The following is an 18,825-nucleotide window of genomic DNA, read 5'->3' as shown; positions in this document are numbered from 1 at the left end:
CGGGCGACCGTCTCACGGTATGTAGGCCCCTCCCTGCCAACTCGCCACCTTCAGCGACACGATGGTGATTGGGGCCCTGTTCCCACCCGCAGCCGACGCTCGGAGCCCAATGCCCGCTGTGACCGATGCGGCCGACTGCCAAGACACCACTCGCTGACAGTAGCCGACGACAACGAAGGCGCATTGCGCAGATCATCACCGCATCCTCAGGCCGAGCACTGGGGAGTGAGCGGGGAGTGGATCAAGGAATTCCACTCCCCGGTCGTCACTCCTGACGCGCTCTCAGCAGGCTTCGAGGGCAGTACCGGGGAGCACGGCTGCATGGCCAACGGTGCGTCCGACGCCTCCGAGCAGCGTGCCTGCACTGAGCCGTCCTCGTGCCCCATGCGCTCATCCATCAGCTTGGGCGGAGTCCGGAGCTCCTCCAGCCAGCGTCGCCCCGGCAGCCACCGAAGAGGGCACGGCGGGCGGCTCCTCGGGCCGCTGTGTGACATCGGCGAGTGACACCAACAGCTCTACACGCCCCGCGGTACCGATCCCGTCAGCACGACAGCCGGCGTCCGTCGTGTGCCGGCCTCCGTCTTGCGCTTCGCACATGTCGCGCCCGTCCCGGCCGTCAGGGGGCGACCGATCCGCTCGGCCGGAATGTATCGGCCTTGTATGTCCACCTACTTCAATTGCGGTTCCGATCACGACCTGGTGCCGAACTGCGAATTCTCACGTGGTCGGTCGGCTTCGGCCTCGCAGAGCGCGGGGTCTGCGGGCGTGCGTGGCTACCGGGGGAAGGGAATCATGAACAACAAGAGAGCCAAGTTTGTCTCGGCGGCGACAGTGGCGGTGTTCGCCACTACTTCAGCGGTGGCGGCCGGGGCCACGTCTGCGGTGACTGCGGACGCTATCGGCGGGGGCGTGGCGAGCAGCGATTCCTCGTCCACGCGCGACGCATCGAAATTCAAGCTGGCCGACCCGGACACGGTGCTGACCGACGAGGGCGACTACATCACCTACGGCACCAGCAGTGCGGGCACCAAGTGCGGCGGCACGAAGCATGGATTCAAGGTGCCGATGCTGCGGCACGGCTCCGGCGACGACGTCGGAATCGCTGACTGCGCCGTTGGTGACGCGCTGCCGAAGAAGAACATCGGCGGCTGGGCGGACAAGTCGAGCGGGGTGTGGGCGCCCGGCGTCGTCAAGCACAAGGGCACGTACCTGATGTATTACACGATGTCCAAGAAGGGCTCGAAGCAGAAGTGCATCGGCTTGGCGAGGTCGACGGATGCGAACGGCCCGTTCAAGGACGGCGGAAGCCGTCCGTGGGCCTGCCCGGCGAGCGGCAGGTGGGTCATCGACGCCAATCCGTACGTCGCGGGCGGCCAGTTGTACGTCGCGTACCGCGACGATCAGGTCGCGCGAGGCATCGAGAGTGGTGTCTCCGTTGTCGGCGCCGGCGACAACGGATGGGCGGACAAGGACTTCTCCTCGCGCCGTACCGCGATCACGAGCAACGACATCGCGTGGGACAGCGCGAAGAACAAGGGCAACAACCACATCGTCGAGAACCCGTCGATGTTCAAGGTGGGCAAGAGTTGGCACCTCGCCTACTCGGCGAACGCCTGGAACAGCGCGCGCTACGCGACCGGAATCGCCGAGTGCGGCACCAAGCCGATTCCCCGGAGCAGGTGCACCCCGATGCGCAACGGCGTGAAGCGCCCGTACTTCGGGTTCAAGGGGAAGGGCGGCCTTGGACCGTGGCGGGGGCTGCCCGGCAACCACACCGGCCCTGGCGGCATGGACATCTTCCAGGCTCAGAACGGAAGCCACCGAGCCGTCTACCACTGGTTCCAGCGTTCGGACAAGACGCGGTACCCCGTCACCGGCACCTTCGTACGGCACAACGGCGGATTCGCGGTGAAGTAAGGGCCCGGCTTCACCCATCGGTCAAGACACTCGGAGCTCGTCGCGGATTCACCCACCCCGCGTGGAAGGGAAACCCATGGAATCGATCAGCAGAAGACGCGCCCTCGTGCTGGGAGGCGGCGCCGTTCTCGGGGCCGGCGCAGCACTGGCCGCCGCCAGCGGTGTCGGCGCGGCCACCGGCTGGAAGCGCCTCGTGGTCGTCACCGCCAACATCGGACGCAAGCACCTCGATCAGCGAGAACGGGCCATTCGCGATGTCCGTCACGCAGTGACGATTGGCGGCCGGCTCGCCAAGCCGCTCGTGGGCTGGCAGGAGATCGGCGAGGGAGACGACGACGGCCGGGAGCCGCGCTGGATCAACGAGCACTTCGGCAACGGCTTTCGGAACGTCTTCGAGACAGACAAAGCGGCTCATCGAGTTCCGATGTCGATTCCCACGGAGTTCAACGTCGCCGATCGCAGGGTCACCCCCGTCCATGGCGGAATGGATGACGTGTCCCCGAATCGCGTCATCACCGAGGCTGTGCTGGAGCTGGCAAGCGATCCGCAGCTGAGGTTCGTGTTCGTCAACACCCACTACGTCGCCGGAGCGTGGAACGGCAAGGACGACCCCCACGAGGCTTGGCGGGGCCGCATGTGGGCACGGCACTTCCGCAGTCATCGTGACGACGTGCTCGACCACTGGCACTCGCAGGGCTACCCGGTGATCTGGACCGGCGACGTGAATCGCAGCCCGATGCCACTGCTCCTGCCCGAACGCGAAAAGCGCGCGTTCAGCCGCGGGATCGATCAGATCGCCTGGGTTCCCGGCACCAACGGCACGGAGATCCGGCTGACCGGGACCAAGTCCGTCCCCATGCACGTCGACAACCACCACGCAAGGGTCGCCATGATGCAGATTCGGCGCGCGTGAGGCCTGTCCGCAAGCCGTGATCGACGAAGAGCCCGGCACCCTTGAGCGGCCGTGGTGACCGGGCTTGCCCCCTCGAACGAACCGTGCGGCGCGTTCGTCGGTGCGGGAAGCGGTCGACAGGCTGCTCGGTTCGGGCGGGTCGCCTCCGACCAGGGCGCCCTCGGCACGTGGTCCGGGGCCGGCTCGACTGTCGTGGAACCGTTCTCAGCTTGCAGGGAACGCGGACGGCCCCGACGGCCGTGCGCCCGGTGACTTTCGGGGTCTCCGGGACGCAGCGAACCGAGGGGGCCGAGGGCAGTCCGGCCGAAGTGCGGGGTCCCTGTCAGCAGTTGTTGCTCACGACGTTCCGCCAGGTCTGGCTAGCTCCGGCGTACTCGGCCCCGTTGAAGGAGGCGTTGACCCGCTCGGAGTCGGCTTTGCCCCAGGAGGCCTGCCCGTCGCCGTTGGCGTCGAAGCCGAGCTCGAAGTGGAGGTGGGGGTGGTCGTTGGCTCCCGCGCCTGTCCGTCCGACGAAGCCGATCTCCTGGCCCTGAGCGACGGAGTCGCCCACGTTGACGGACCGCGACTGCATGTGGATGTACGTGGTGAAGTGGCCGTCGCCGTGGTTGATCTGGACCACGTTGCCCGCGTTGTCGTGCCAGAACGACATGTTGACGGTGCCGGCCTCCGACGCGATCAGCAGCGCGCCTTCGGTCCCGTGCTGGTCGGGCTCGTGGACCATGTCCAGCGCGGGGTTGTGGCCCCAGGTGTCGAGTCTCCAGGCGTCCCCGCAGGTGAAGGGGAGTTGGAAGTTCGTCGCCTGCGGCTCCGCGGCGGACGCGACCGGTGCAGCCGCTCCCGCCACGAGGATCATGCCCAGCACGATGCCGGTTCGCTTCTTCATAAAGGGCTCTCCGAGTGAGGCTCTTGTCGTGGACACAACAGTTCTTGCTGCGGCAGCGTACCCGCGACCGAGGGGGTTGGACCTGGACGCTCTCGCACAGCGCCGCGCCACGAGCAGGCAGCGCTGGAACCTCGCCACCACGGCGGGGCATTGACCCCGGCGCCGTTCCGGGAAGCCAGGTGAGGGGGCACACCTGCCCGAAGCAGGCGCCCAACCAGGTGGCTTCGGGGCAGTCAGGCAAGTAGGGCTGCAGCAGGCTGAATTGGGATTCCGCAGCCTGCCGGGTGTGGACGCCGGCAACCGGGACTGCCGCGCACTGCGCTGGTGCGCCGCGTCGGCGCGGGCCTCGGCGTCGAGCTCTTCGGCGATCATGGTCTCGGCGCCGTGCCTCGCCGCGCCCTCGCACCGCTCCGCGGCCGGGCACCTCGAGGCGGCTCAGCCCGGCTCTACAAGGACGTCGAAAAAAGTTCGGCCGGGGGTGTCGAGAAGCCGCGATCGGCTCCGTCCCCGCAGTGAAGGCGACCAAAATGGTCGCACCGGCACCGAGGAGAACACGATGGCCAAGTATCTGCTGCTCAAGCACTACCGCGGCGCCCCTGCGGCGGTGAACGACGTGCCCATGGACAAGTGGACGCCGGAGGAGATCTCGGCCCACGTGAAGTACATGCAGGACTTCGCGGCCAGGCTCGAAGGGACCGGCGAGTTCGTCGACGGTCAGGCGCTGGCTCCTGAGGGAACGTGGGTCCGGTACGAGGGCGAGGGCCGGCCGCCGGTCACCGACGGCCCGTTCGCGGAGACCAAGGACCTCATCGCCGGCTGGATGGTGATCGACGTCGACAGCTACGAGCGTGCCGTCGAGCTGGCCGGGGAACTGTCCGCCGCTCCTGGCGCGGGCGGCAAGCCGATCCACGAGTGGCTCGAGCTGCGCCCGTTCCTGACCGAGCCGCCCACCATCACGGAGTGACCTCTGAGATGAACGAGGCACTGCTCCGGAGCCTCGTGCCGAGTGTGCTCGCCGTCCTCGTCCGCCGCGGAGCCGACTTCGCGGCGGCCGAGGACGCCGTGCAGGAGGCCCTGATCGAGGCGCTCCGGATCGGGACGGCCGACCCGTCCCCGGGCTCTTCGAGCAGCGGAGAGTCCGTGCGGGACCTCAAGGGGTGGCTGGTCACCGTCGCCTGGCGCAAGTTCCTCGACGCGACGCGCGCCGACGCCGCCCGCCGCCGGCGTGAGGACCTCGTCGAGGAGGAGCCGGTGCCCGGGTCCGTGCCTGCGGTGGACGACACGCTCCAGCTCTACTTCCTGTGCGCCCACCCGTCGTTGACGCCGTCGTCCGCGGTCGCGCTCACGCTGCGCGCCGTGGGCGGGCTGACCACCCGCCAGATCGCCCAGGCCTACCTGGTGCCGGAGGCGACCATGGCGCAGCGCATCAGCCGGGCCAAGCGGACGCTCTCCGACAACGGGGTCTCCCCTGCTCGGAGGGCTCGGGGAAGGTTCGACCAGCCCGGCGACGTCGCCACCGTGCTGCGCGTCCTCTACCTGGTCTTCAACGAGGGCTACTCGGGCGACGTCGACCTCGCCGCCGAGGCCGTCCGGCTCACCCGGCAGCTCGCCGCCGCGTTCGACCATCCCGAGGTGGCGGGGCTGCTCGCCCTCATGCTGCTCCACCACGCCCGGCGTGCCACCCGGACCGCGCCCGACGGCAGTCTGGTGCCGCTCGCCGAGCAGGACCGCGGCCGTTGGGACACCGGGGCCATCGCCGAGGGCGTCGAGATACTGCAGGCGGCCCTCGCCCTCGACCGGCTGGGCGAATACCAGGCCCAGGCCGCCATCGCGGCACTCCACGCTGACGCGCCCGCCGCCGAGGAGACGGACTGGGTGCAGATCGTCGAGTGGTACGACGAGCTCGCGCGCCTGACCGACAACCCGGTCGTCCGGCTCAACCGCGCGGTGGCCGTCGGCGAGGCCGACGGGCCGCGCGCCGGGCTGGCAGCGCTCGCGGCGCTGGACGACTCCTCCCCGAACTCGTCGAGCAAGGGGCCCCTGCCCCGCCGCACCGCGGTGGCGGCGTACCTCCACGAGCGCGACGGTGACCTGGAGACGGCAGCACGGCTGTACGCAGAGGCGGCCCAGCAGGCGCCCAACCTCGCCGAGCGCGACCATCTGACGCGCCAGGCCGCCCGGCTCAACACCCGCTTGTCCCGCTGACGGGGTCGCGCCCGGATTCCCCGTCCCGCATCCGCAGAGGTACGCCGCCACTACCTGCGCTGTCAGGTGGTGGCGGCGCCCGCCAGGCACCTCAGCCTGATCGCCGGACATCCCCGGGCACCGCCGGGGCACACCCCGGGCATCCCCGGCGGGAGGCCATCCGTCCGCGGACCCGGCCCAACCGGTCGACGTCCGGGGCCAGTTGCCCCTGTCCCGCGCGGTGCCGTCAGCGCGAGGTGGAGCCCTTGTCACTGGCGGTGGCCCGGCGGACGAGGGCGTGGGCGATGTCGCGGAGCTTGGCGTTGGAGTGCTGGGAGACCCTGACCAGTACCTGGAAGGCGTCGTCCGAGGAGCACGAGCGTTCGCCCATGATGATGCCGAGGGCCTGGTCGATGACTGAGCGGGAGTGCAAGGCCTGCTTGAGCTGGGCGACCTCCTCCTGAAGATCCCCGTACCGGTCACGTGCCAGTTGGGCCTGGGCGATGTACTGGGCGAACTGCCGCTGGGCGTCGGCTCGATGGGTACCGGTCGTCGGGGTGTCGGTCCGCTCGTAGGCGTGGGTCACCTCCGCGAGGTGCTGCTGGAAGCCGGTGACCTCCTCGACGTGGTGCAGCAGTCCCGTCAGTTCGCGGTCGGGCGAGAGGAGAGGGCTGTTGACGGGGCTCCAGTACTTCTCGGTGAATCGTCTCTCCTCGCCCCAGGGGATGTCGTACCTCTGCACCTTCATCGCGTCGGCGACCCCGTGGTCGATGACGCGTTGGAAGGAGGCGCTCGAGTTCCGCACCCCGTCGGCCTGGGGGTCGTCGGGGTTGTCGGGGAAGACGTCGAAGACGTGCCGGCCGATGAGTTCGTCGGGTTCCCGGCGGGTGACCATGGAGTAGGCGGCGTTCAACTCCCGGATGATCAGCGCGGGATCCAGGATCAGCAGCGGACTGGTGGACGCGCGGAAGACGGCTTCGAAGTCGGGCCCGGTCGTGGGGTGTTGCATCGGCGGTCGCCCGTCGCCGGAACTCCCGTCGTCCTCATTCTGCGTGGCCGCGGAGCAGTTCCGGATCGCGTCGAACGCCGCCAGGAGATCGTCGTACGAGGCGGGTGTCGCATCGTCGTCGTGGCGGGCGCGCCGGAGGAACGCGGCGACCGGATCCGGGGCGGCGGCGAGGAGGAGGGAGCGGCCCTCCGCGTGGCACCGCTTGCCGAAGCGGGTCAGCATGGCGACGGCGGCCGCGCTCAGGAGCGTCACATCGGAGAGGTCGACGACGAGGTCCGCACGGCCGATTTCCGTCAACTGGGCCTCGAACGCACGGCAGTTGACGCTGTCGAGGCGACCGGCAGGGCGCAGCACCACGACACGTCCCGTCGGGGCGTACGCGGTGGGGGCGTCCAGCGTGATCGTGGCCGACAGGTCTCGGTTCATGACAGGTCTCCGGGCAGCAGCGTTCCAGAGGCTTCTGTCCGAACCTGGGGCCCCACCCTATGAAAAAGATCGTCCCGGCACCACGCGGGCCGGAGCACGTCACACCGGAGGACCCCGAGGCCGCCGACGACCCTCTGCCGCAAGGCCCGACGGCTCCGCTTCGCGATCGCGCCGGGGCCGGCCGAGGGAGCACGGCGAATGCGCACCGCCGTCCCATCCACGTGGACCGGGACCTTGATCATCCGGCGCCGGGACTTCAGCACCATGGAACGTGCGCCGGTTCTTCACGCAATCCGCCGTACTGACCGGTTGGTTGAGCTGCGTCAGACTCGGCCGGGACTCTTCTGTGCTTGGAATCACCTCTGCGCGATGCCCAATACAGGCTCTCTACGGCGGATTCCTGCCAGAGCGCATATTCAGGTGATCCCCGCGCCCTCGCCGCATTCCGTTTTTCGTTGCCGGGAGCACCTGTCTGCCTGGCTCACTTTTCGGGCGATTCAGCTTCTCCTGACCTGACCTGCACTATTCCCGAAGCGATTTGGACTGCGAAGTGCACATGTTCGGAGACCTTGTGTCACAGATGATCGGTTCCGACTATGCTGCCGAGGATCGGTAGGGCCGTCGCAACACCTCTGCCCTTACGCCGACTTGGGATTGTGCGCGGGGCAACCCTCTGACGGGCCTGCCGCGCTGCCCTACATCGCCCTCACCAGCTTTTCGATCGATTTGAGGATCCTGATGATTCGAGCCGGATCGTCACCCGGCGGTCAACGGTCTGGGCCGGTGCTCGTGTGGTTGCTGCCGGCTGTCGCGATGACCGTTTCCGCAGGCATCGCCATCGCTCTCGTCCCCGAGAAGGCGCGGATCGCCGTCGCCGTGTGCGGTCTGGTCGCGACCGTGGCCGTCGGGATCATCGCAGCTGAAGTCGCACGCCGTGGGCGGGCGTTGGACATGCTCCGGGCTCAGCACGCCGAGGAGCTGGCCATGCTCCGGCGCCGGATGCACCAGCAGGAACTCGCCACCGTGCAGTTGGCCAAGGACAGACTTCCCGAAGCGGTGGAGCGCCTGCAGGAAGGCGAGTTCGCCGAGGACGTCCTGGCCTCCATGCCCACCGGTGAAGGTCTCAGCGCTGAATTCCAGGCAGCGCACCAGGAGTTGATGCGTTCGGTGGTCGAGGCCGTCCAGGCCGAGGAGACCCTTCGCGACTCCGCACAGCGCGGTGTGGTCAACGTGGCCCGCCGCGTCCAGGCCATCGTCCACCGGCAGGCGACCGACCTGCGGGGCATGGAGGACCGGCACGGCCAGCACCCGGACTTCTTCGCGGACCTGCTGCGCCTCGACCACGGCACCGCGCTGATCGGCCGTCTCGCCGACAGCATCGCCGTTCTCGGCGGTGCGCGGCCGGGCAGGCAGTGGAGCAAGGCGGTCCCGGTCTACAGCGTGCTGCGCGGCGCGATGTCGCGCGTACTGGACTACCAGCGTGTGGAGTTGCACTCGGTCGCCGACGTGGCCGTCGTCGGTCCGGCGGTGGAGCCGCTCATCCACGCGCTCGCCGAACTGCTGGACAACGCGACGCGGTACTCGCCGCCGAAGGCACGGGTCCACCTGACCGCGGGCGAGGTGCACGCCGGCATCGCCATCGAGATCGAGGACGGCGGCGTCGGCCTGAGCGAGGAGGCACGCGGGCGTGCCGAGCAGCGGCTCAAGGAAGCACAGGCGGGCATCGACCTGAACGACCTCGGCGAGGCGCCGCGACTCGGTCTGGCCGTGGTCGGGCGCCTCGCGCAGGCCTACGACTTCCAGGTCTCCCTGCCGCCTTCGGCGTACGGCGGTGTGCGCGCGGTCCTGGTCGTGCCCAAGAAGCTGATCACCACCGCTCCGACGACCGTGCTCGCCCACGGCATCGGCGCGACGCCCGGTGCGGAGACACCGCGCCGGGTGGGCGGTTCCGCAGGGCCGTCCAACTCCCCCGAGGCGTCCCGGCCGCACGCGGAGACCCCGGCGCACGTAGGAACGCCGGACCCCGCGGAACCGGGCGTACGTGCCGGTGGCCATGACGCGTCGGTTCAGGACGCGACTCACACGACAGCTGCCCGGCTCCACGAACCCTGGCTTCCGGAGGCCGCCCCCGCACGGCAGGAAGACGAAGTGCAGGACGAGACACCGACAGTTGTCGAGCGCACGGCCAACGGTCTGCCGCAGCGTCGCCGCCGCAGCCCCGACCCCGGCACCGCCTCAGGACGCCCCTCCGGCTCCGCGCCGGACAGCCAGGGGCGCGAGCCCGCGGCGGACGAGCCGGCGCCCGGCCTGTGGATGGCCGATTTGCAGAGTGGCCTGTCCGGTGAGGTACGGAAGACGGCTCCGGCCCGCGGCAACGATGACACGTCGTCAGATGAGGGTGAGTGAGCATGGAGCGGCGTGCCGACATGGACTGGATGCTGAAGGATCTGGCGGAGAGCGTCCCCCAGACCCGTTACGTGGTGGTGCTCTCCTCCGACGGTCTGTGCATGGCGAAGCACAGCACGGACACCGACACCGCCGACCGGCTGGCCGCGATCGGTTCGGGGCTGCAGAGCCTGTCCTCGGCCGTGGCCGCTGAATTCCCGCACAGCGACGGGCGCATGAGGATGGTCGTCATCGAGGTGAACGGCGGCTTCATGTACCTGATGGCGGCGGGAGCCGGCGCACACCTGGCGGTTCTGGCGGACGAGGGCGTCGACGCGGGCCTCGTCGGAGGACGCATGCGCGATCTGGTCGCCCGGATCGGAGAGCATCTGACCAGCCCCCCGCGTGACGGCGGATTGGCCGTATGAGACGGGGAGTTGCGGACTGGGACGAGGGCGGGCCCGAGCGGCTGTACGTGATCACCGGCGGCCGCACCGACCCGGCTGAGCACCGAGGACTCGACCTGGTCACCCTGATCGTGGCCCGCGCCGACCCTCAGGTGGGCATGCAGCCGGAGCACGCCTCGATTCTACGCGTGTGCAACTCTCCACTGTCCGTGGCGGAGATCTCCGCCTACCTGGGACTTCCCGTGAGCGTGATCACCGTGCTGCTCGCGGATCTGCTTGCCGAGGAACGGGTCGAGGCGCGATCGCCCGCCCCGTCGCTTCCCGACATCGAACTTATTGAGGCGGTGATCCATGGACTCCGGAATCTCTGAGACGGCTACGGGGCCTCGGAGCGAAGACAGACTGCCGTCCTCGGCCAGCTCCGCCGTCAAGGTGGTGATCGTCGGCGGCTTCGGCGTCGGCAAGACGACGCTGGTCCGTTCCGTGAGCGAGATCCGCCCGCTGACGACCGAAGAGACGATGACCCAGGCCGGCGAGAGCGTGGACGACATCGCCGGCGTGGAGCGCAAGAACCAGACCACCGTGGCGATGGACTTCGGCCGCATCAGCCTCAACGAGGAGCTGGTGCTCTACCTGTTCGGGACGCCGGGGCAGCAGCGCTTCTGGTTCCTGTGGAACGGCCTCTTCGACGGCGCGCTCGGTGCCGTCGTGCTCGTGGACACGCGTCGTCTCGAGGTGAGCTTCGACGTGATCGGCCGGCTCGAGGAGTCCGGAGTCCCGTTCGTGGTCGCCGTCAACTCCTTCCCGGAGGCGCCCGATTACCCCGTGGAGGAGCTGCGCGGTGCGCTGGACCTGCCCGAGGGAGTCCCGATCATCACGTGCGACGCCCGCCGACGGCATTCCGGCCAGGACGTCCTTCTGCAGCTCATGCACTATCTGCGCTCTCTTGCACTGACCTCGGAGGCGAAGTGACCTCTCCAACTCCCGACCCGTCGCTGCCCGGTCAGGCACTGCCCGATCAGGTGAACACCGACGCGGCCGCCTCCGGCCACGCGGAGCCGCACGCCCAGGGCACCCACGCCCAGGACGCCTCCGCGCACGACGCTCACGACCCGTTCGCACAGGACCCGTTCGCACAGGACCCGTTCGCCCGCGAGGCCTTCCCCTCCCCGCCGCCGGGCTGCCCGGCTCACGGACACAGCCCGGAGAGTGCGCGGCGGCTGTACGGGCCGGAGGCCGACGCGGACCCGAGGGCTCTGTACGAGCAGCTGCGCGACGAGCACGGGGCCGTGGCGCCGGTGCTGCTGCCCGGCGACCGCCCGGCATGGCTGGTTCTCGGGCACCGCGAGAACCTGGAGGTCTCGCGCACGCCCTCGCTCTTCTCCCGCGACTCGCGCCTGTGGCGCGACATGCAGCAGGGCAAGGTGCCGCCGGACCATCCGCTGGCCCCGCTGACGACGTGGCAGCCGCTGTGCGTCTTCGCCGACGGCGAGGAGCACGCGCGGCTGCGCAAGGCCGTCACCGAGAGCCTGGCGCGCTTCGAGGCGCGAGGCATCCGGCGGTACGTCACGCGCTTCGCCAACCAGCTGATCGACAACTTCGAGGGCAGCGGACGGGCCGATCTCGTCGAGCAGTTCGCCGACCAGCTGCCGATGCGCGTCATCACCCAGCTCTTCGGCATGCCGGACGACTACGGCCCCCGGCTCGTCGATGCGGCCAAGGACATGATCCAGGGCACCGAGACGGCGGTGGCGAGCAACGAGTACATCACCGTCGCCCTCCAGGAGCTGGTCGACCGCAAGCGGGTCTCGCCCGGACACGACGTGGCGTCCAAGCTGCTGGAGCACCCCGCCCAGCTGACGGGCGACGAAGTACGCGAGCACCTGCGGGTGTTGCTCGTCTCGGCGAACGAGCCGACCGTCAACCTGATCGCCAACACCCTGCGGCTCGTCCTGACCGACAGCCGGTTTCGCGCAACTCTGGCCGGTGGGCATATGACGCTGCCCGACGCGCTGGAACAGGTGCTGTGGGACGAGCCCCCGATGACGACGAATATCGGCCGCTGGGCGACCGGCGACGCACAGCTCGCGGGGAAGACGATCAAGACCGGCGACATGCTGCTCCTCGGCCTCGCCGCGGGCAACGCCGATCCGCAGATCCGCCCCGACAAGTCCACGCCCATGCACGGCAATCGTTCACACCTGGCGTTCAGCGGCGGCCCGCACGAGTGCCCGGGCCAGGACCTGGGCAGGGCCATCGTCGACACGGGAATCGACACCCTGCTCTCGCGCCTGCCCGATCTGCGCCTCGGCGTCCCCGAGGAGCGTCTGAAGTGGGACAACGCGCTGATGTCCCGCCGACTGGTCGCCCTCCCCGTGGAGTTCACCGCACGTCGCTCCAAGGGGCCCGCACGCCCCGGCCCGAGCGTCCCCTCCGTCGAGCTCCCCCCGTTGCGTACGCCGCAGGCGCCGGCGTCGGCGCCTCTGCCCGAAACCGTCCCGGCGGCCCGGCCCACCTCGTGGTGGGCATCGCTGAAGCAGCGTCTGCAGGGGCGGCGATAGAGCTGCTAACCGGAACCTGATCAAGATCCGGCCTCAACTTCCTTCACAACTACGCGTGTTGCATGGTCACAGGCTCCTGAACTGGGGTTTGCCGTCGTATGCGCGGGCCGCGTCAACTGTGCGCCATGTCTGCTCCCTTGTGGCCGGATACGCCCCTTGCTTAAGTGGTGGTGCCCATATAACGGACGGTGGTGGCGTAGCCGCTCGCAGTGTCGCGGGAGTCGCGTTACCCCAGGCAGTACTCGGTATTGGCTTGTTGTGCGCGGTGCAGGACCGCAGAAAGCGGTTGCCTGCCCGGAAGTTGTGTGGACAGCGGCAAGGCCGCCCGGAACTGAGGTGATCGACAGTGGAGCACGGGTTGATGGTGCCGCCCGTTTTTTCTCCCATACCGCCCGCGATACATCCCCGGCACAGGCAGATCAACGACCGGACCGGAGCGTGGGCCACGGCCTTCGGCATCGGCTCCGAGGAACTGCGCCGGAAACTGATCGCACACGACATCGGAACCTTCGCTGCCCGCGTGCTGCCGGAGGGCCGCGAGGAAGTCGTGTCGATACTCGCCGACTTCATCATCTGGCTCTTCGGTGTGGACGACGGCCTCTGCGAGGAGGGCGAATTGGGCAAGGACCCCGCCGAACTCGTGGGCGAGCTCTCCCGGATGCTGCGCGTCGCGCAGAACCCCGAGGTGCCCATGCTGACCCTTGATCCGCTGGCCGCTGGACTCAGGGATCTGCGTCGCCGCGTCTCCCGGTACGCGACGCCGAGCCAGGAGGCGCGCTGGGTGGACGCCCTGCGCGAGTACTTCCTCTCGGTGGTCTGGGAGGCCTCGCACCGCAGCCACGAGACCGTCCCGGACCTCAACGACTACACGTTGATGCGTCTCTACGACGGCGCGACGTCAGTCGTGCTGCCGCTGCTGGAGATGGGGCACGGCTACGAGCTGCACCCCAACGAGCGCGACAGCACGGCCGTCCGCGCCGCGGCGGAGATGGCCTACTTCATCATCACCTGGGACAACGACCTCTTCTCGTACCACAAGGAGAGCAGGGCCCAGCAGTACTACCTCAACGTGCTGCGCGTGCTGGAGCACGAGCAGGAACTCAGCCCCGCGGACGCGTTGACGGAGGCGGTGGCCCAACGCGACCGCGTCATGTGCCTGTTCCTGCGCCTGCGCGACCAACTCGCCGCCACGGGCAGCCCGCAGCTTCGCCAGTACCTGGAGAGCCTGGGCTCGTTCATACGCGGCGCCCAGGACTGGGGCATCAGCTCGCGCCGTTACACGACCCCCGACGACCCGGCCGATCTGCCCTCGACCTTCCGTGACACCCCCACCGACGACAGCCGTGAGGCACTGGACATCCCGGCGGTCGCCTGGTGGTGGGACCTCCTTCCGGAGCTCCCGGAGAACGAAACGTTTCAGCCGCTCAGTGGCGCGATCCGGACCGCAGCGAGCGTCTGACTCGCCGTCCGATGTGCCGTGGACCAACTGATCCGTAGACCAACTGAACCGTCGAACAACTGAATCACCGACACATCGCTGCGCCTCCACCCGGTCCTCCCCCCACTTCAGCCCGAAGGAGTTGCGAAAGTGAGTGCTGAACTCAAAGCCGTCCCCCGCGCCCCCAAGCGTCTGCCGTTGGTGGGCCACGCCCTGCCGCTGCTGCGACATCCACTCGACTTCATGAAGTCGCTGCGAGATACCGGCGATCTCGTACGGGTCGACGTCGGCACCCTGCCGATCTACTTCGTGACCAGCGCCGAACTCACACACGAGCTTCTGGTCACCAAGGCCCGCAACTTCGACAAGGGCCGCTTCTTCGTTCGGGCGCGCACCCTCGTCGGCGACGCCCTGCCGACCGCCCCCTCCGACATACACAAGCGGCATCGCCGGCTGATGCAACCGATGTTCCACCACGCCCGCATCGCCGGGTACGCGGACGTCATGGCCAAGCGGGCACGCGAGATGGCCGACGCGTGGGAGCCGGGCCAGACCATCGCCGTGGACGAGGAGTTGGCGCAGTTCTCCGTCGGCACGCTCGCCGAGACCATGTTCTCCGCGGACATCAGCCGGCCCGCCGCCGAGGCGGTGATCAGCGACGTGCCGATCCTGCTGAAGAACGCCCTGGTGAGGGCAGTGACGCCCCGGCTGCTCGACAAGGTCCCGATCCCCGCCAACCGCCGCTTCGACGCCGCCGCGACCCGGCTGCGCAAGGTCATCGACGACGTCATCGCGATCTCGCACCAGCAGGGCGACGCGGACTGCCAGGACCTGCTCTCGACGCTGATGGCCGCCCGCGACGCCGACACCGGCGACAAGCTCAGTGACCGGGAGATCCGTGACGAACTCGTCGCGATCATGTTCGCCGGCACCGAGACCACGGCCTCCACACTCGCGTGGACCTTCCACGAACTCGCCTCCCACCCCGAGGTCGAGGAACGCCTCCTGGCGGAACTCGACGACCTGATCGGCGACCGTCCCATCACCTTCGACGACGTGGCCAAGCTGGAGTACATGGACCGCGTGCTGAAGGAGATCTCCCGGATGCACTCGGTGCCGCTGCTGATGCGGCAGTCGACCGCGCCGGTCCGACTCGGGGGCCGCGAGCTCCCGGTAGGCACCGAGATCGGCTTCAGCCTGTACGCGCTCCACCGCGACCCGCGCCTCTACACCGACCCCGAACGCTTCGACCCGGACCGCTGGCTGCCGGAGCGCAGCGCGGACCTGCCCCGGGAGGGCTACGTCCCGTTCGGGTCGGGCAACCGCAAGTGCATCGGAGACGGCTTCGCCTGGACGGAGATCGTCATCACGCTGGCGACGGTCCTCACCCGGTGGAAGTTCCAGCTTCAGCCTGGACACACCGTGAAGGAGGTGGCCTCGGCGGTCGCGCACCCCGACAGCCTCCCGATGACGGTGACGCCCAGGAAGGGCTGACGCCCGCCGCACCAGAGGGCGGGCCGGGCGCGATGCCGCGTACGGCCCGCCCTCCGATCGAGCCCCACACGCGCCAGTAACCATCGATACGCGTTAAGTAATCGCCGCAGCGCATCGAGCTACCCCCGTGCGGCTTGCCTCATGAGTACGGGCTCGTCCCGGTCGCGACTAGCCTTGAGGACGAAGCACCATGAAAGCCTCACCTCATCCCACTGAGAGGTGGCTCTCGATGAAGTTGAGCATCCGCAATCAACTCACCGGCGCGGTCAGCGACATCGCGGCCGGTGAAGCGGTGGCCGCGGTCAAGGTCCGGCTGTCGGGCGGACAGACGGTCACGTCGGTGATCACGTCGGAGGCGGTCGGGGACCTGGACCTGTCCATCGGCTCCCCCGTGCGCGTCCTCGCCAAGTCCACGGAGGTCTCCCTCGCCACCGGTGGTGTCGAGGGGCTGAGCATCCGCAACCGGCTCCCCGGGAAGATCACCGACATCACGACGGGCGGGGCCATGGCCGACGTCAAGGTCGGGGTCGACGGCGGCGAGGTCACCGCCGCGGTCACCCGGGACGCGGTCGCCGAACTGGACCTCGCACCGGGTGCGTCCGTGGTCGCTCTGATCAAGTCCACCGAGGTCTCGCTGGCCGACGCCTGAGGGCGTCTGTGGACGCCAGGGGCGACCCGACCGCACGCCACGGGACCTCAGCCGGAGGCCGAGGGTGCCTACGCCTCCACGGGCCGTCGTCCGCGGAACCGCACCCCGCCGCTCTCCGGGTGGCGGTCCACGGAGACGTCGGTGAATCCGGCCGCCTCCAGCCGCCCCGGAAGCTCCTTCGGGCGCAGCGTGTTCATGGTGTCGCCGATGTGCAGCAGCCGGAAGCGCAGGTTCGGCTGGCTGTCGCTGCCCGCGAAGATCCCGCCCGGACGCAGCACCCGGAACGCCTCGCGGAAGATCTCGTCCTGGGTCTCCGCCTTCGGCACGTGGTGCAGCATCGTGAAGCAGACCACGGACGAGAACGTGCCGTCCGGCAGCGGCAGCGCGGAGGCGTCACCGTGGAGGATGGTGGCGCGGTCTCCCCACCCCTCCTGGAGCAGCCGTGCCGTGTCCCCGTCGATCTCGATCGCGGTGAGGCTGGGCACCTGGTCGATCAGCACACGGAGGTTGGCGCCGTACCCCGGGCCGAGTTCCAGCACGTCGTCGCCGAGGTCGACGTGCTCCAGGGCCCAGGGCAGCAGGCGGTCGCGCACGCCCTGTGCCCATTTCTCGGAACTGCACAGCTTGCGGTGCGCTCTGTTCATCGGCATGTGAAGACGTTAAGGCGGTCCGGGCTGGTCCGCCACGGCCTGGACGGGGCGGCACGCCGCGCCGCTGCCGCGCATGGCGGCCGGTGAGAGCCGCAGCGTGTACCGCTGCTTCTGCCGGCGCGTGCTGCCCAGCCGGTCGTAGAAGCGGATGGCTCCCTCGTTCCAGGTGGGAGTGTTCCACTGCACCTCTTCGATACCCATCGAGGCGGCTTCGGCGATGACGGCCTCCATCAGCCGGGCGCCGAGTCCGAGTCCGCGGTGGGTCTCGCGCAGATACAGGCAGTCCAGGTGCATGTAGTTCCGGCCCTGCCAGGTCGCGAACTCCGGTGCGCAGGTGGCGTATCCGGCCAGCTCCCCTCCGGACAGCTCCGCCACGAAGCAGCGCAGACCCGGCGCCCCGTCCCCGAAGAGCGCCGCAGCCAGCCGCTCCGCCAGGTCGGAGGGCGGCGGGTCGTCCTTCTCGTACTCCGCGTGCAGCGCGGCGAGTTCGGCCACGTTGTGCATGTCGCCGGGCACGGCGGACCGGACGGAGCTCTTCATCGCGTCCCGCCGGTGGCCTGCACGGTCAGCACGTCGTCGCTCCACGCGGCGATGCGCGCGTACAACGGCCCGTCCGCGTCGAGGACATGGCGGACGAAGGCCTCGCGCTCGTGCGCGATCACATGCGCCTCCCACACGCACGGTGCCAGGCCTCGCGACGCGGGACGCAGCGAAGCCGGGCTGTCCATGGGCCCGTTGAAGACGGCCAGGCGGGACATGTAGCCCTCGACCCAGCTGTGCACGAGTACGTAGTCGCCGTCACCGCCCGCGTGCAGCATGACGAACGCCAGCCCGAGCGCCCCCGTCTCCCGGTCCGCCGCGAGCTGGAGCGCCGCGAGGTGCAGCGCGTGCTCACTGCCACCGATGTCGACGCTTCGGCCGGGCGCCTCGATCGCATACACCTTGGCCAACTGCCCACCCAGTTCGGTGGTCTTGAGCAGTCGCGTCGGCCGCTGGTGGTAACCATGGGCGAGCCCGAGAAGTCCCGCCTCGTCGACACCGGCACTCAGAACCGGCGAAGTGACTTGTTCACTCATACGGCTATCTTGCCGGACGAACGGGTAGTGCGGGGCGATGCGGGCCCAGAGTTCCACCTATTCGTACATCACGTACTCCGGTTCGGGGCGCAGCTTCAGCACCTCCTCCGGCTTCATCAGGCGTCCGCCCTCGGTGTCCTCCTCGTAGAAGAGCTTGAAGCCGGTGTGCAGTCCCTCCGGCATGCCGTCGACGAGCTGCCGCCACGTGCTGCGCTTGAGGTCCGGGGACCCTATGCCGTCGGCACTCTTGATCAGGGTGACTCCGTCGGCCGGGCGCAGGTCCTTCTCGTCGCTGACGACCGCGGTCGAGACCTGGTGGAAGACGAGCGGCTTGTGCGGAAGGTCCTTGTCGTGGACCAGCTCGGCCAAGTAGTCGGCGACGTCGCTGAGTTCACCCGCGCTCGTACGGCCGTAGGTCTCCCCGGGGACCTGGCCGCCTTCCATGTCCCACTCCGGGTCCAGGGCCACGCCCACATCCGGATGCTCGAGCCATTCGTGCAGGGCCTTGACCTCGTCCAGTGGCGCGGCGCGGCCGGGCTGGATGTTCAAGAGCAGCAACGCCTCCCGCTTCCGCGCCAGTTCGTGGAAGCGGCGGATGGTCTTGGACGGCGTCCGGGTGCGGTACTTGCCGTCGGGACCCGCGCTCGGGTTGGCGACGGCGGCCAGGAGTTCCAGTACGGGCAGGGGTTCGCGCCCGCCCGCGTACTTGCGTGCCGTCTTCTCCAACTCCGAGGCGCGTTCGCCGGGATCGCCGCTGCCCAGCCGTCCCAGTGCGGCGGCGCCGGGCAGCCCGCAGTACCCCACCAGCCGGTACTTGGGGAACAACTCCCGGC

The 18,825-nt window shown here is 69.2% G+C and carries 18 protein-coding genes; 12 read left to right on the top strand and 6 right to left on the bottom strand.

Annotated features, from left to right (window positions below):
* Positions 1 to 792 precede the first annotated feature (792 nt).
* Positions 793 to 1,917 (top strand): family 43 glycosylhydrolase, encoded by a 1,125-nt coding sequence (locus tag H5J26_RS09565; protein ID WP_181765319.1) that lies wholly within the window; start codon positions 793 to 795, stop codon positions 1,915 to 1,917.
* Positions 1,918 to 2,110: 193 nt separating this feature from the next.
* The gene (locus tag H5J26_RS09560; protein ID WP_309237849.1) at positions 2,111 to 2,830 is read left to right on the top strand and encodes a hypothetical protein; all 720 of its coding nucleotides are present in this window, start codon (positions 2,111 to 2,113) and stop codon (positions 2,828 to 2,830) included.
* 322 nt (positions 2,831 to 3,152) lie between these two features.
* Here H5J26_RS09560 and H5J26_RS09555 read toward each other — a convergent pair whose 3' ends face one another.
* On the bottom strand, positions 3,153 to 3,713 hold the full coding sequence (locus H5J26_RS09555) for a M23 family metallopeptidase (RefSeq protein ID WP_181765317.1): 561 nt from the start codon (positions 3,711 to 3,713) through the stop codon (positions 3,153 to 3,155).
* A gap of 556 nt (positions 3,714 to 4,269) precedes the next feature.
* Here H5J26_RS09555 and H5J26_RS09550 point away from each other — a divergent pair.
* Positions 4,270 to 4,677 carry a YciI family protein gene (locus H5J26_RS09550; protein WP_181765316.1) on the top strand — a complete coding sequence of 136 codons (408 nt, stop codon included), beginning with the start codon at positions 4,270 to 4,272 and terminating at the stop codon, positions 4,675 to 4,677.
* A gap of 8 nt (positions 4,678 to 4,685) precedes the next feature.
* The gene (locus H5J26_RS09545) at positions 4,686 to 5,918 is read left to right on the top strand and encodes an RNA polymerase sigma factor (protein WP_181765335.1); all 1,233 of its coding nucleotides are present in this window, start codon (positions 4,686 to 4,688) and stop codon (positions 5,916 to 5,918) included.
* Positions 5,919 to 6,144: 226 nt separating this feature from the next.
* On the opposite strand, the gene H5J26_RS09540 is transcribed toward H5J26_RS09545, so the two are convergent.
* Complete coding sequence (locus tag H5J26_RS09540) at positions 6,145 to 7,332, bottom strand: ANTAR domain-containing protein (protein WP_181765315.1); 1,188 nt, start codon at positions 7,330 to 7,332, stop codon at positions 6,145 to 6,147.
* A 738-nt stretch (positions 7,333 to 8,070) separates the two neighbouring features.
* Here H5J26_RS09540 and H5J26_RS09535 point away from each other — a divergent pair.
* The 8 genes from H5J26_RS09535 to H5J26_RS09500 all read left to right on the top strand — a co-directional run bounded on the left by H5J26_RS09535 (position 8,071) and on the right by H5J26_RS09500 (position 16,266).
* Positions 8,071 to 9,738: an ATP-binding protein gene (locus tag H5J26_RS09535; protein ID WP_181765314.1), complete on the top strand. Its 1,668-nt coding sequence runs from the start codon at positions 8,071 to 8,073 to the stop codon at positions 9,736 to 9,738.
* Positions 9,739 to 9,740: 2 nt separating this feature from the next.
* The gene (locus tag H5J26_RS09530; protein ID WP_235980580.1) at positions 9,741 to 10,145 is read left to right on the top strand and encodes a roadblock/LC7 domain-containing protein; all 405 of its coding nucleotides are present in this window, start codon (positions 9,741 to 9,743) and stop codon (positions 10,143 to 10,145) included.
* Positions 10,142 to 10,495: a DUF742 domain-containing protein gene (locus tag H5J26_RS09525; protein ID WP_181765313.1), complete on the top strand. Its 354-nt coding sequence runs from the start codon at positions 10,142 to 10,144 to the stop codon at positions 10,493 to 10,495. Before H5J26_RS09530 ends, H5J26_RS09525 begins: the two co-directional genes overlap by 4 nt.
* A complete protein-coding gene (locus tag H5J26_RS09520) occupies positions 10,476 to 11,096 on the top strand; it encodes a GTP-binding protein (RefSeq protein WP_181765312.1) in 621 nt (206 codons plus the stop codon). The genes H5J26_RS09525 and H5J26_RS09520 overlap by 20 nt, the downstream gene beginning before the upstream one ends.
* Complete coding sequence (locus H5J26_RS09515) at positions 11,093 to 12,685, top strand: cytochrome P450 (protein ID WP_309237848.1); 1,593 nt, start codon at positions 11,093 to 11,095, stop codon at positions 12,683 to 12,685. Before H5J26_RS09520 ends, H5J26_RS09515 begins: the two co-directional genes overlap by 4 nt.
* A 346-nt stretch (positions 12,686 to 13,031) precedes the next feature.
* Positions 13,032 to 14,144, top strand: coding sequence for a selina-4(15),7(11)-diene synthase (locus H5J26_RS09510; protein ID WP_309237847.1), 1,113 nt, complete (start codon positions 13,032 to 13,034; stop codon positions 14,142 to 14,144).
* A 129-nt stretch (positions 14,145 to 14,273) separates the two neighbouring features.
* Positions 14,274 to 15,617 (top strand): cytochrome P450, encoded by a 1,344-nt coding sequence (locus H5J26_RS09505; RefSeq protein ID WP_181765311.1) that lies wholly within the window; start codon positions 14,274 to 14,276, stop codon positions 15,615 to 15,617.
* A gap of 229 nt (positions 15,618 to 15,846) precedes the next feature.
* Positions 15,847 to 16,266, top strand: coding sequence for a TOBE domain-containing protein (locus H5J26_RS09500; RefSeq protein ID WP_181765310.1), 420 nt, complete (start codon positions 15,847 to 15,849; stop codon positions 16,264 to 16,266).
* 68 nt (positions 16,267 to 16,334) lie between these two features.
* Here H5J26_RS09500 and H5J26_RS09495 read toward each other — a convergent pair whose 3' ends face one another.
* The 4 genes from H5J26_RS09495 to H5J26_RS09480 all read right to left on the bottom strand — a co-directional run.
* The gene (locus H5J26_RS09495) at positions 16,335 to 16,916 is read right to left on the bottom strand and encodes a class I SAM-dependent methyltransferase (RefSeq protein ID WP_181765309.1); all 582 of its coding nucleotides are present in this window, start codon (positions 16,914 to 16,916) and stop codon (positions 16,335 to 16,337) included.
* 9 nt (positions 16,917 to 16,925) lie between these two features.
* Complete coding sequence (locus H5J26_RS09490; protein ID WP_181765308.1) at positions 16,926 to 17,456, bottom strand: GNAT family N-acetyltransferase; 531 nt, start codon at positions 17,454 to 17,456, stop codon at positions 16,926 to 16,928.
* A complete protein-coding gene (locus H5J26_RS09485) occupies positions 17,453 to 17,992 on the bottom strand; it encodes a hypothetical protein (protein ID WP_181765307.1) in 540 nt (179 codons plus the stop codon). Before H5J26_RS09485 ends, H5J26_RS09490 begins: the two co-directional genes overlap by 4 nt.
* A gap of 57 nt (positions 17,993 to 18,049) precedes the next feature.
* On the bottom strand, positions 18,050 to 18,825 hold a 776-nt coding region (locus tag H5J26_RS09480), incomplete at its 5' end, for a hypothetical protein (RefSeq protein ID WP_235980579.1).

Origin of the sequence: Streptomyces albidus (ex Kaewkla and Franco 2022), from assembly GCF_013870515.1 — a bacterium.
Taxonomy (GTDB): Bacteria; Actinomycetota; Actinomycetes; order Streptomycetales; family Streptomycetaceae; genus Streptomyces; species Streptomyces albidus.
This window is presented reverse-complemented; position numbering and strand designations above follow the sequence as displayed.

What these genes read in the sequence shown, in the direction of transcription:
- H5J26_RS09485 (WP_181765307.1), bottom strand. Translation starts at nt 17,992, where the DNA reads ATGAGTGAACAAGTCACTTCGCCGGTTCTGAGTGCCGGTGTCGACGAG.
- H5J26_RS09525 (WP_181765313.1), top strand. Translation starts at nt 10,142, where the DNA reads ATGAGACGGGGAGTTGCGGACTGGGACGAGGGCGGGCCCGAGCGGCTG.
- H5J26_RS09555 (WP_181765317.1), bottom strand. Translation starts at nt 3,713, where the DNA reads ATGAAGAAGCGAACCGGCATCGTGCTGGGCATGATCCTCGTGGCGGGA.
- H5J26_RS09490 (WP_181765308.1), bottom strand. Translation starts at nt 17,456, where the DNA reads ATGAAGAGCTCCGTCCGGTCCGCCGTGCCCGGCGACATGCACAACGTG.
- H5J26_RS09500 (WP_181765310.1), top strand. Translation starts at nt 15,847, where the DNA reads ATGAAGTTGAGCATCCGCAATCAACTCACCGGCGCGGTCAGCGACATC.
- H5J26_RS09545 (WP_181765335.1), top strand. Translation starts at nt 4,686, where the DNA reads ATGAACGAGGCACTGCTCCGGAGCCTCGTGCCGAGTGTGCTCGCCGTC.
- H5J26_RS09535 (WP_181765314.1), top strand. Translation starts at nt 8,071, where the DNA reads ATGATTCGAGCCGGATCGTCACCCGGCGGTCAACGGTCTGGGCCGGTG.
- H5J26_RS09495 (WP_181765309.1), bottom strand. Translation starts at nt 16,916, where the DNA reads ATGCCGATGAACAGAGCGCACCGCAAGCTGTGCAGTTCCGAGAAATGG.
- H5J26_RS09540 (WP_181765315.1), bottom strand. Translation starts at nt 7,332, where the DNA reads ATGAACCGAGACCTGTCGGCCACGATCACGCTGGACGCCCCCACCGCG.
- H5J26_RS09565 (WP_181765319.1), top strand. Translation starts at nt 793, where the DNA reads ATGAACAACAAGAGAGCCAAGTTTGTCTCGGCGGCGACAGTGGCGGTG.
- H5J26_RS09520 (WP_181765312.1), top strand. Translation starts at nt 10,476, where the DNA reads ATGGACTCCGGAATCTCTGAGACGGCTACGGGGCCTCGGAGCGAAGAC.
- H5J26_RS09530 (WP_235980580.1), top strand. Translation starts at nt 9,741, where the DNA reads ATGGAGCGGCGTGCCGACATGGACTGGATGCTGAAGGATCTGGCGGAG.
- H5J26_RS09550 (WP_181765316.1), top strand. Translation starts at nt 4,270, where the DNA reads ATGGCCAAGTATCTGCTGCTCAAGCACTACCGCGGCGCCCCTGCGGCG.